General features: G+C 33.1%; 14 protein-coding genes. 9 read left to right on the plus strand and 5 right to left on the minus strand.

Features of this window, described 5'->3' with window-relative positions; all coding sequences use genetic code 11:
* Positions 1-264 precede the first annotated feature (264 nt).
* Positions 265-990, minus strand: a complete 726-nt coding sequence (locus tag BUA03_RS11690) for a bacteriorhodopsin-like (RefSeq protein ID WP_066077143.1) — start codon at positions 988-990, stop codon at positions 265-267.
* A gap of 108 nt (positions 991-1,098) precedes the next feature.
* On the opposite strand from BUA03_RS11690, the gene BUA03_RS11695 reads away from it, so the two are divergent.
* The gene (locus tag BUA03_RS11695; RefSeq protein WP_066077146.1) at positions 1,099-1,995 is read left to right on the plus strand and encodes a Brp/Blh family beta-carotene 15,15'-dioxygenase; all 897 of its coding nucleotides are present in this window, start codon (positions 1,099-1,101) and stop codon (positions 1,993-1,995) included.
* A 112-nt stretch (positions 1,996-2,107) separates the two neighbouring features.
* Here the strand turns inward: BUA03_RS11695 and dnaK are convergent, their stop codons facing one another.
* The gene (gene dnaK / locus BUA03_RS11700) at positions 2,108-3,994 is read right to left on the minus strand and encodes a molecular chaperone DnaK (protein ID WP_066077149.1); all 1,887 of its coding nucleotides are present in this window, start codon (positions 3,992-3,994) and stop codon (positions 2,108-2,110) included.
* 670 nt (positions 3,995-4,664) lie between these two features.
* On the opposite strand from dnaK, the gene BUA03_RS11710 reads away from it, so the two are divergent.
* From BUA03_RS11710 to BUA03_RS11730, 5 genes are all read left to right on the plus strand, one after another.
* A complete protein-coding gene (locus BUA03_RS11710) occupies positions 4,665-5,708 on the plus strand; it encodes a tyrosine-type recombinase/integrase (RefSeq protein ID WP_066077155.1) in 1,044 nt (347 codons plus the stop codon).
* 146 nt (positions 5,709-5,854) lie between these two features.
* On the plus strand, positions 5,855-6,367 hold the full coding sequence (locus BUA03_RS11715; protein ID WP_082854282.1) for a DUF6882 domain-containing protein: 513 nt from the start codon (positions 5,855-5,857) through the stop codon (positions 6,365-6,367).
* 30 nt (positions 6,368-6,397) lie between these two features.
* The gene (locus BUA03_RS16530) at positions 6,398-6,751 is read left to right on the plus strand and encodes a hypothetical protein (protein WP_139255651.1); all 354 of its coding nucleotides are present in this window, start codon (positions 6,398-6,400) and stop codon (positions 6,749-6,751) included.
* A 265-nt stretch (positions 6,752-7,016) separates the two neighbouring features.
* Positions 7,017-7,349, plus strand: coding sequence for a hypothetical protein (locus BUA03_RS11725; protein ID WP_066077161.1), 333 nt, complete (start codon positions 7,017-7,019; stop codon positions 7,347-7,349).
* Positions 7,350-7,623: 274 nt separating this feature from the next.
* Positions 7,624-8,550: a hypothetical protein gene (locus tag BUA03_RS11730; protein ID WP_066077164.1), complete on the plus strand. Its 927-nt coding sequence runs from the start codon at positions 7,624-7,626 to the stop codon at positions 8,548-8,550.
* 220 nt (positions 8,551-8,770) lie between these two features.
* On the opposite strand, the gene BUA03_RS16700 is transcribed toward BUA03_RS11730, so the two are convergent.
* Together BUA03_RS16700 and BUA03_RS11735 are read right to left on the minus strand one after the other, a co-directional pair.
* Positions 8,771-8,923 carry a hypothetical protein gene (locus tag BUA03_RS16700; RefSeq protein ID WP_157492188.1) on the minus strand — a complete coding sequence of 51 codons (153 nt, stop codon included), beginning with the start codon at positions 8,921-8,923 and terminating at the stop codon, positions 8,771-8,773.
* A 17-nt stretch (positions 8,924-8,940) separates the two neighbouring features.
* Complete coding sequence (locus BUA03_RS11735) at positions 8,941-9,123, minus strand: hypothetical protein (protein WP_066077166.1); 183 nt, start codon at positions 9,121-9,123, stop codon at positions 8,941-8,943.
* A 57-nt stretch (positions 9,124-9,180) separates the two neighbouring features.
* Here BUA03_RS11735 and BUA03_RS11740 point away from each other — a divergent pair, with 57 nt between their 5' ends.
* The 3 genes from BUA03_RS11740 (at position 9,181) to BUA03_RS11750 (ending at position 11,346) form a co-directional block, all read left to right on the plus strand.
* Complete coding sequence (locus tag BUA03_RS11740) at positions 9,181-9,687, plus strand: hypothetical protein (protein ID WP_066077169.1); 507 nt, start codon at positions 9,181-9,183, stop codon at positions 9,685-9,687.
* A gap of 359 nt (positions 9,688-10,046) precedes the next feature.
* Entirely contained in the window at positions 10,047-10,562 is a 516-nt protein-coding gene (locus BUA03_RS11745; protein ID WP_066077172.1) for a hypothetical protein, read from the plus strand.
* Positions 10,563-10,899: 337 nt separating this feature from the next.
* Positions 10,900-11,346: a hypothetical protein gene (locus BUA03_RS11750; RefSeq protein WP_066077174.1), complete on the plus strand. Its 447-nt coding sequence runs from the start codon at positions 10,900-10,902 to the stop codon at positions 11,344-11,346.
* A gap of 220 nt (positions 11,347-11,566) precedes the next feature.
* Here the strand turns inward: BUA03_RS11750 and BUA03_RS11755 are convergent.
* A partial coding sequence (locus tag BUA03_RS11755; RefSeq protein ID WP_317041104.1) for a group II intron maturase-specific domain-containing protein occupies positions 11,567-12,103 on the minus strand: 537 nt, incomplete at its 5' end.

A 12,103-nucleotide genomic window follows, 5' to 3' on the forward strand; every position in this document is an offset into this window, starting at 1 on the left:
ATTGCAAGACGCTTTTTTGGCGCAAGCCGCAAGGACACCTTTTACAACGAGATGTACCGACTGTTGTGTTACCGTACTATTTATAAACCGCAGATTCACAGATTAAAATTTTAATAATCTGTGAATCTGTGGTTTCATTTTTTTAAAATCTGTAAATACACTAATCGCAGACCTTACAAAACGGTAAAACAATTGCATACTCTTTTTACAAAAAAAAACCGAACTATCGCTAGTTCGGTTTTCGAATTAAATATAAAAAAAGAATTAATCTTTTGAAGACTTAACTGCTAAGCTATAAATTACTAAACCAAATCCAATTTTGTTGATAGCATCTGCAATGTTATACACTACATCGATGTTACCAGCAGGGATAAACGAGTTGTACCATCCTGTTGTTCCCATCATGTATCCTAATGGATAAATTGACCATCCAACGAGTACAAACCAACACAAAATTTTGTGTGCTTTTAAAACTTCTCCACCAGCTGCTGCAGCCAATTTCGATGCTTCACCAAACCAGATTTCATACACGATAGCAAAATAAGCAGCACCGGAAATGAATCCCCATAAGGCAGCACTTTCTGGAGCAATTACTTCTCCAATGTAACCTGTAACTAACATTACGATTGAATAGACAATCATTTTCCACAGTAATGACTGTTTAGCTCCTGCTACTTTAAGTATGAGGTAAAACTCTAAACACATCAATGGCACCGTTAGTACCCAGTCAACGTAACGAAAGAATGTTGGAGACTCCCCAAATGAAGCCCAATAATCTCTCATGTAGAAATAATGTACCGCAGCAATAAAGGTAATCAAACCTGAAACTAATACTGAAGTTCGCCACTTTTTATCGAACTGGCTTAAGGATAAAAAGAAAAATGCCGAAGCGGCCATCATAGCCATACAGCCTACAAAGAAAGTAAACCCTACATAATCGGTTGGAGATAATTTTCCGACTAATCCTGAAATAAACATAAAATTTGTCATAAAAATGATTTTAAATGGTTTTGTTTAATCAAAAGTATGAAAAGTTAAACGATAAAAAAAATTTTTGTTTAATATTTTTTCACTATTTTTAAACAATAATTAAATGAAATGAAAAATTATTCAAATATTGCAGTAGTAGCAAGCTTTTTCGGACTATGGATGGATTCCTTTTTGTCCACAAGGATGCAAATACTATCGGGTTTCTTGTTGATTTTTACCTTTGGAATTTTGCATGGTGCAAATGATTTGCTCTTAATTAAAAATACAAACGCGACAAAGCACACCAATTCTCGCTTTAAAATAATAGGTTATTACGTAATGGTTGTTTTAGCAGGTATCCTTTTGTTTTACATTATTCCGCAAGCAGCCCTTTTACTCTTTATCATTGTGAGTGCAAATCATTTTGGAGAACAGCAATGGCAAAATCTAGAACAAGACTTTCCAACTTGGCTCCTACTGCTATTCCACTTCTTGTATGGATTTGTTATTTTGCTATTGTTATTTTATTTTCACACCATTCAAGTACAGAACATCATCTTGAAAATAGCAAATGTAAGTGTCCCGCTTCCTTACTTTTGGATATTGCTACAGGTTTCAGTTGGTGCTTTCATCAGTTTAAGTGCCTATTTTTATTGGAAATTAGAAAAAATTAGAAAAAAATTACTTTTAGAATTCTTTTTTTTAGTGCTCTTTGCTATCCTTTTTAAATCTTCCAGTTTAATATGGGGATTTGCGATCTATTTCGTTTTGTGGCACAGTATTCCTTCTATAGTCGACCAAATTAAGTTTTTAAATGGCTCCTTTTCTTTTACCTATTTTGTTGCCTATTGTCGAGCAGCAGGAGTTTACTGGCTCATCTCCATTGCAGGGATTGCACTGATCTATTTTATATTTAGAGAAGAGCAGCTTTTCAATGCTTTATTTTTCTCTTTCTTGGCTGCTATCACTTTTCCACATGCAGTAGTTATAACAAGAATGTTTGGCACAAAACAAACTACAAAATAGAGAGGCATAAAAAAACCGAGCCATTGCTGACTCGGTTTCTCCTATTTAAGATCCCGATAAAAATCAGGATAAGCGATTCACACCATTTTGTTGCACAAAATAGGTTCTCTGCTTATTTTACTTCTTCAAATTCAACGTCTTCAACATTGTCTCCTTGAGCTGCATCCCCTTGAGGTTGTGCTTCTTGTTGACCTTGTTCTCCTTGAGCATACATTGCTTCAGTAGCTGTTTTCCAAGCTGCGTTGATGTTGTCAAGAGCCGTTTGAATTGCAGGAATGTCTTGAGATTGGTGTGCCATTCTCAATTCAGTCAATGCATATTCTACAGCCACTTTGTTATCATCAGATAATTTAGCTCCTAATTCTTTTAATTGCGTTTCAGTTTGGAAAATCATTCCATCTGCTTCGTTCAATTTTTCAGCTCTAGATCGTGCAATTTTGTCTGATTCAGCGTTAGCTTCAGCATCTTGTTTCATTCTTTCGATTTCTTCAGAAGTTAATCCAGAAGAAGCTTCGATACGAATGTCGTGAGATTTACCAGTTCCTTTATCAGTAGCCGAAACTTTGATGATACCATTAGCATCAATATCAAAAGTTACTTCAATTTGTGGAACACCTCTTGGTGCTGGTGGAATACCGTCTAGGTTAAAACGACCAATTGTTTTGTTATCAGCAGCCATTGCTCTAGCGCCTTGCAATACGTGCAATTCAACTGTTGGTTGAGAATCTGCAGCGGTAGAGAAAACTTGAGATTTTTTAGTTGGAATAGTAGTATTAGACTCAATAAGAGTTGTCATAACTCCACCCATAGTTTCAATACCTAAAGATAAAGGTGTAACGTCAAGTAACAATACATCTTTTACATCTCCAGAAAGAACTCCACCTTGAATAGCTGCTCCAATTGCAACAACTTCATCAGGGTTAACTCCTTTAGACGCTTTTTTACCAAAGAATTTTTCAACCTCTTCTGCAATTCTTGGCATACGAGTAGAACCTCCTACAAGGATCACTTCGTCAATATCAGAAACTGTTAAATTAGCATCTTTAAGCGCTTTAGCAACTGGTGCCATAGAACGTTTTACTAGTGCGTCAGTTAATTTTTCAAATTGTGCTCTCGTTAATTTTTTAACTAAGTGTTTTGGTCCTGAAGCTGTAGCCGTTACGTAAGGTAAGTTGATTTCTGTTTCAGCAGAAGAAGACAATTCAATTTTTGCTTTCTCAGCAGCTTCTTTCAAACGTTGCAAAGACATTGGATCTAAACGCAAATCAATACCTTCTTCAGTTAAGAAATCAGCAGCTAACCAGTCAATAATTTCGTGGTCAAAATCATCTCCACCTAAGTGCGTATCTCCATTTGTAGACAATACTTCAAAAACTCCGTCTCCTAATTCAAGAACAGAAATATCAAATGTACCTCCACCTAAATCGTAAACAGCAATTTTTTGATCTTTCCCTTTTTTATCTAAACCATAAGCAAGTGCAGCTGCTGTAGGCTCGTTGATAATACGCATTACTTTTAGACCTGCAATTTCACCAGCTTCTTTCGTAGCTTGACGTTGAGCATCATTAAAGTAAGCAGGAACCGTAATAACCGCTTCCGTAACTGTTTGACCTAAATAGTCTTCTGCTGTTTTTTTCATTTTTTGAAGTGTCATTGCTGACAATTCTTGAGCAGAGTATAAACGACCATCAATATCCACACGTGGCGTATTGTTGTCCCCTTTTACAATTTTGTATGAAACTCTTTTTGCTTCAGCCGAAACTTCACCAAAACCTCGACCCATAAAACGTTTGATAGAAGCAATAGTCTTAGTTGGATTAGTTACCGCTTGTCTCTTTGCAGGATCTCCTACTTTAATTTCCCCACCTTCAACAAAAGCGATGATAGACGGTGTTGTTCTTTTTCCTTCTGCATTAGGAATAACAACTGCTTCATTACCTTCCATTACAGAAACACAAGAGTTGGTCGTACCTAAATCAATTCCGATTATTTTACCCATTTTAAATATATTTAATTTTATTGTATACTAGTTTTAATGACTCGAAGTCGATAAGTCAATCTTTGTGCCAATACAATACCCGCTAATAAATTGTCAGTTTATGTTAAAAGTGACACCAATAAATCTGACAAGATGACATTTTCTATTGTCATTATCTAAACAAGGACGTGGCTTTCTGGGAGCTATTCCTGCTATTCGTTACACTCTTTTTTTCCTCGCTATGGCGAGTCCTAAAAAGGATTTTCACTGCTATCAGGGCTAGGATTTTAGGGTACAAAACAAGCACGGCATAAAAATATAAATTTGTTTTGCGTATTGCTTTAGATTTATCTAGAATAGTGCATCTTTTACGTCTTATAAAATTTAATCCTTAAACACAGAAAAACAGACAATCCGAGCTTTAATTTAGTAGCAGTACGTGAAGCGCCTTTCTTGCTTTATAAATACTGTAGCCCTATGTGGCAAAAACCCAAAAGGGAGGTCCAAAACCTAGTATAACGAACAAACATAAAAAAAGAAGAATCCGTGGCTATATTTTGCTACCAACCCAACAAAGTGCCTTTCGCTTTTTACAAATCCCGTATTTCTGTTTGGTGAAAAAATCACAAAATAATCTCCAGCAACCATTGCGTACTAAAAAACAATATCTTTAGTTTTTAAAGTATAGCGAATGAACTGGTCTGCAAAACTCCTCACACACAAAAACGAAAAACGAATAGCCGTTTATTTCGACAAAAATGTCGAATTCATTGCCCGAATCAAACAAATAGACGGCGCACGATGGAGCCAATCTTTAGTAGCATGGCATTTACCTGACACGGAAGAAAACCGAGGACGGTTTAAAATAAAACCTGCCTCACCTTCTTTGCCGTCAGTTGAAGGAATAGAACAAATCGAAAAATTCAAACAATGGCTGCGCTCCAAACGCTACAGCGAAAGCACACTTTCAACTTATTCTGACGCGTTGAAATCCTTTTTTGTATTTTATCGGGAGAAACCTATTGCCCAAATTAATAACGAAGACGTAATTATCTACAACAACGAGTATATCTTGAAAAACAATCTTTCGGCATCCTACCAAAACCAGCTAACCAACGCTTTAAAATTATACTTTGCGACCATTCGGGAAACCAAAATCGAAATAGATAAAATTCACCGACCAAAACGTTCCAAAGTTTTGCCTAATGTATTGAGTAAAGAGGAAGTGAAATTAATTTTAGAAGCACACACCAATAGCAAACACAAAACAATGCTTTCGTTGATTTATAGTTGCGGATTGCGTTGTGGCGAATTAGTAGCTTTGCAACCTGTGCATATCGACTCGAAAAGAAACATAGTCTTGCTCAAAAACGCAAAAGGCAAAAAAGACAGGATTGTACCCTTGAGTCCCAAAATACTAAAACTACTGCGCGACTATTACGCCCTTTATAAACCAAAGACCTACTTGTTTGAAGGGCAATTTGCAGGAAAACCTTATGATTCTCGAAGTCTGCAGCTCATCTTAAAACAAGCCTTGGTAAAAGTCAATATCAAAAAGCCTGTTACGCTACATTGGTTGCGCCATAGCTATGCGACTCATTTATTAGAAAGCGGAACCGATTTGCGATACATACAAGAATTATTAGGACACAACAGCAGCAAAACTACCGAAATATACACTCACGTTAGTACGAAAAGTATTCAACAAATAAAAAGTCCTTTTGATGATTTGTAAGAAAAAAATAGTACATTTGATTATAATATAAAGCGAAACAAACCTTCGCATATACACCCATTTTTAGGTAGATTGGCGAAGGTTTGTTTCGCCTATATACAAGTTACCAGCAATATTACCTCAAAACCGCATAAACAACTGAAAATATGAATGTTGAATATTTTAATTTAGAAAAACCTAACAGAACTTCCGAATTCGAAATATTAAGAAAGGAAGCATCTAATTATTTAATTGAACAGCAAAAAATTATTGAAGATGCTTATGGAATTCATAAATATGAAGATTGGTTTTATGACCAAGAAACTGGAATTCTCACTTTCTCAAATGCTGAAACAAAAGATAAAATTGTAGAAATACGATATGAAGAAGTTGGAAGTATTTCGAACATTAGTAAAACTTGGCTTTGGAGTTGGGCAAATCAACATATAGAACCGAAAGTTAAAACTGAAATTGAATTCGTAAGAGATTATGGAAAGGAAAATGACTTAGAATCTTTGACAAAAAGTAAATGGTTTGCGGACGAATATGATGCTTGGGAAATGACTGCAATTTCAGCTTATTTAATGAAAGCAAAAGGTGCTTATAGATTTCCATTAGAAAATACATTTTCATTTGTAATATATAAGGAAATAATAAAACTTGAAAAATACTGCTTGTAAAAGCAATATTAGCTCAAAAAAACTAAAAATATGATTTCAGAAATATTAGAATTTATTTCAACCCTAACTAGTTTACCGAATCGAGAAACAAAACCAAATGAATCTAAAAAGGAATTTATAGTTTTTTTGTCATACTTAATAGCAATAGTCTCTTTGATTTTTATTGTTCCTGAGTTTAAAATTATAATGAAAAATGAAAACTCAAAACTTTTAATTATCTCGAATATTTTTACTTCTTTTATTTTATCATTAATTGTAATAAGCTTAATAAAGAAAATGAAAATCGTAGATGACTTAATTTTTACAACATTTATAACTATAATGATTGCTATGTTTTTACTTTTTTTTCTTATCACATTGTTGCTTATAAATAATTATATTTAAAAGATAAAATGTAATTGAAACTAAAATTTGGCATAATATAAAGCTGGAAAATGATTTAGAAAAAAAACTTTGAAAAAACGAAATAAAAAAAATACTGCTGGTAACAGCGGTTTGCAAAAATGGCGAAATATGTGGTAAATTCACGTTTATCTTTCGCAATAAATTTTATCTTAGCCGAAAAATCTCGGTTACGAAGTTCGCCACTTCCGCAAGCCGCGAGACGTTAGCGGTCAGTTGTGAAAAAAAAACGTGATAAACAGAATCAATGAAAAATAATAAATATTTGAATTTTATTCCAATAATATTCAGTTTGATAGTTGTTTCTTTTTTTTTATTAAGGGCACAGAATGAAATTAACTATTTTAAAGAAAACAAAATCAATTTGAAAATCATAAAGGTTGATAATTATTTTGACAAATCATTGCAATTTTACTACGATGAAAATCATTGCATAACTACAACTGACACAAAAAACGACACGCTACGAATTGGAGATTCAATTTCAAAAATAAATAACAGTACTAAATTTAAAGTATTCAGAAAAAATAAATTCGGAAAATATACTTTTTATAATGATTATGAAATTTCAGGGATCTGATTATTAATAGATCAAACTTGAAAATGAAAGTCTGAAAGCTTGAGTTTGAAAGCAGAAACTTGAAAAATGAATTTAATATTGATAAAATGAAAATTCTGACTCACGAGATAACCGAACCGCTAACACTTGCTACAAGAGATTTGGGCATTTGGCTTAATTTAAAAATGGTCTTGTATTTGGGAGATTTGGCAAGTCCGAAAATAAGGCTTAATTTAACCCCAAACCTCTTGTAGCAAGGGGACGTTATGCGGCACTTTAAAAACGACAGACCGAAATGCTAAATTGGTTCAAAGGACATAAACATTCAAAATATAGAGAAATCCTTCTCAATGCTTTTCCACGGACTTTGAAAAAGGACGTAGAAAGCGTATTGGATATTTTACCCTTTAAAGAAAATGATGTAAAACTTTGTGACGGAAAAATTCATAAAGTGGAAAACTTAATTCATCCTGACATTCAAACAGTCAATCTTGAAGGAGAACTTTTGACTATACCATACAGAGTTTATTTTAACGAACCTGATATTGAAAAGGAAACAACATTGACAAACCGACAAAAATCAATTCTCAACTGTATTTTTCTTCGACATCATAATGGGTATGTAAGACAAAATCGGTTGGAAAAAATTGAGAATAATGAATATTGGATTACACCCTTTACTTTTCAGCTTTTAGGAGAATATGTTATTGAAATTGTAGAAGTATTAGACGAACAGCTTGACGACAACAAATTGGAAAACTACAAGCGGTTTGCTATCGAAAATTCAAAATATTATCAGCAGACAGAAAGTCGAATGATAAGTTATTGGAATGAATATTACAGACGCAAATTCCCAAAACTTAAAAATTATGTTGGTGGAATTATTTTTAACCAAATTAAAACTAAACAAATTGGGAAAAGGCTAGACGAAATAATTGAAGTTGGAATTGACAAAGACGAACGACTTTTTATTCGACCTAAAAATGAACGATTTACTCTTATTTATCGAACAGCAACAGAAGTTCATTGGGACGAAAAAGAATTGTTTTTGTATTCGCCAAAACCAAGAGAATGGAGTTATTTGGATTGGTTTAGACATATAATAGACGTGGCAGACAAAGAGTGCAATAGTAAACTCATTCTTACACATCGGACTATTTGGACAAACATTGAAAACGAGTTAAAGAAGCAAATAATTGAAAACAGAAAAGCGACCGCATAACAGGCGTTTGGCAAAAGTGGCGGTTCAGTGCTCCGCAGAAACATTTGTGGTTAATCAAAGTTTGGTTCTCCGCATCAACATTTGTGGTGAAAATCGCCACCTTCGCCAAGCGCCAAAACGTTGGCAGACAGTTTGAAAAAAATCAGAGAATTCAGAAACCTTAAAAAAATCGAAAAATGACATTATATTCATTAGAAAATGCACAATATTTAAAAGAATATTATTCGCCAAAAGTGATAAATAAGATAGCAGATGAAAGTACAGCATTGAGAATAACAAGTATTGAAATAGACGAAATTAAAAAGGATTTATACGATTTAATTTGTTCGGGATATTTTGTCAATATGATATCAATATCTCCTAAAATAAGCATACAGTCAATAGTTAAATCTATGGATTTAGATTCTCCTGATGTTGTATTACAACGTCGAGGTCTATAACTAAACAATATCCTTTTTCCTCATCATATTTTAATTCAAAAGCATTAGGACATTTGTCCAATTCTTTTTTTAAATCATCCCATTTTTGATTAATTGATTGAGCAAAAAGACAACTTTTTTCAAGGTTAGACATAATAATTAATTTTAATTTTGTTCCTTTTTTGTGGAGGAATCATTTAACCACTTTTTTATGAATATTTTACGATGGCTTTTACTTTTACCAATCTCAATATTATGCTCAATAATATTTCCATATTTATATAAACAAATTGTTGAACTTTTTGTGTCTGAAAATACTTTTGCAGATTCTTACTTATTAAATGGGGCAAACTTTTTTCTACAAGGAACATTATTTATCGTTTCAACTTATTTTATTGCGCCAAAATTTAAAATTCAAACATTAAAAATATTTTTAATCTTGTGGTTTTTAACCGTTGTATTTGGTGATTATTACTTATATTCTACTCATAGAGAAAATATTGGAATTTGGAATTCACTATTGCGTATCATTGGTGCTTTATTGGCTTATATTAATATTACTTTAGAACATAAAGATGAAACTATTCATTTAATTAACGAAACTAACGAAGAAACCAAACAAGAAAAACCAAACAATAATAATGACCAACCAAAATTAACTAGAAGCCAAACTATTTTACTTCGTGTGATGAAAATGAGAGCAGAAAATAAAGAATAAAATAAAAATGATGAATAAAAAACCGATCTGCCAACAGCGGTTTTGATATAGTGGGGTTTTGTTGGAATTACCGTTTCGCATCATAATTCTGCAAAGCAGAAAATTGAAAGGTTACGAACTCCCCACCATCTCAAAGCCGCAACAACGTTGGCGGTCAGTTGAATCCGCACTTATGCAGAAAATACTCTGACAGAATTAATTTTCTTTATTTACGTAAAACTACAAAAATGCAAGCGTGGAAATTGGAATGCGAAAAATAGAAGCTTAAAAATTGATTTTAAAAAAAAAAAACGTAAAAAAAAACGTAAAACTTGGAGTTAACATTCAACCAAAAAGATGTTGTTTAAAAATTAGATTATATGAAAAATGAAATTAATAAGCTTGAATTTACCATTTATACGGTAGTTATATTTTTCATTTATCTACTAGCATTATTATCATTTTACAAAAGCTCGTTTTTTAATTTCAATAAGTTTTCTTGTTGTATTGGAGTAGGTTTATCAATTGTATTCTACGTAAATTCCCAACAAATTATAAACCAAAATCAATTTAAGCAATTTTTTATTTTGAGTTCATTATTGATTCTTTTTAGTGCAGTTTTAGCAATATTAACAAATGGTAATTTACTTGGTTTTATTCTTACAATTTATCCTTTACTATATATTATTTATTTTCGTGTATTAATATTTTTATTTTACAAAGATTTTCCAAAATATTATAAGAGGCCAACTATTCTTTTTGCATCAAAAAGTAAATGGACAACAGAAAATAACGAATGTGGAGATGTTCTTTCTAAAAACGAAATAATGTTTTCTAATTTACTTTTTTTTGGTTCTTTCGCATTTGCAGCAGTTATAGCATTCATCTTAATTTAACAGAATAATTATTAAAAAAATATACAAAAATTGAATTTTGTAATTTGAAATAAAATAAATAAAAAATAGTTAATTAATCATAATTTCGACTAAAAACAACCGAACCGCCAACAGCTGTTTTGATATAGTGGGGTTTTAGTGGAATTACCGTTTCGCATCATAATTCTGCAAAGCAGAAAGTTGAAAGGTTACGAATTCCCCACCATCTCAAAGCAGCGGGACGTTACTGGAGACTTGTGCAGAAATGACGCTCAAGGAAATCATTAGAAAATATCAAAAGTAGAAACTCCAAGGTTATGTGCAATTTAAACTGAAAAACTCGCAAAATACCCAAATTATGAAATTTACTTATAAATTGAAAACATTAATCTTTTGCCCATTTTTATTCTTGGCTTGCAATAATCCAAAGTTTGAGCCAGAGCCTGGTCCACAGTTTGAGCCTATATTTAAAGTTAATAATCAATTAGTTAATTTAGAAATACAAAAATTAATAAAAACAAAAAGTCTTTTTATAGAAGGATACAAAACTCGTGTAGATGATACTTTGGACATCTTTCTAACTGTTCAGCTGATAAATGTTGAAATTTTACCTAAAAATAATGATTCTTTAGTCGCTATTCAAAAAAAGGTAGCAAGCAAAATCAAAAATTTATTGGAAAACCCTCTACAATTCAAAGCATATGATGTTGTTATAATTCAAAAAGATACGGTCAAAAATCTTTTAGGAACGATGACTTCTGAAGAAGGACTTTCACATAATCGATTTAACGTAAGTGATTTATAAACTAAACACAACTGGAATCTGAAAAGAACAAACTTGAAAATCGTTGCGCAGAAATTGACACTTAACTTTAGAAACTTGAAAATTGGAATCTGAAAAGCAGAAGCGTAAAAAGTTTGCGGTTAAATTCATAATTCCGACAAAAACAAGCCTCCAGTAATCGAGTAGACGGCTCCGCCCCAAATGGAACGGAGTGCGCCTCTCACACCACCGAACGTACGGGTCACGTATTCGGCGGTTCGCAAAGAGATGGGTTAAGTTCGATGTAAACATCGGTCAATGATTGATACCCTTTTTGTTTTAAGCGTTTCAAGGTTATGGTAGACCCCAAAATCGGACTCTGGGCAATGGCCCAACCGCCTTTTCGAGTTCGACTCCATGCATAGGCATGGTCTTGGTCAATTCCTAGTTGAATGAGATTCTTTCTCTTTCTTTCAGGTTTCTTCCAATCGTGCCAAATGCAATACCGAAGTCGGTTGCGAAGCCAGCCATCTAAATCCCGTAATTTGCCCATAATACTCGTTCCTCGAAAATAGTTTAACCATCCTCGCTGAATTTCGTTTATCTTGGCAATACGCTCTTCTAGCTTGACAGGTGCGGTTTTTCGGGTGATGCTTTTGAGTTTTTCTTTTAGTTTCTTCCAAGCCTTTTCTGCCACTACCAACTGATAGTCGTTCTTGCTTCCTTTCTTGTAGGTAGGCACAAATCCGAATCCCAAAATAGTGAAGTGAACGGGACGTTTTATCCCGCTTTTCTCCTC

The organism is Flavobacterium fryxellicola (assembly GCF_900143245.1).
Taxonomy (GTDB): Bacteria; Bacteroidota; Bacteroidia; order Flavobacteriales; family Flavobacteriaceae; genus Flavobacterium; species Flavobacterium fryxellicola.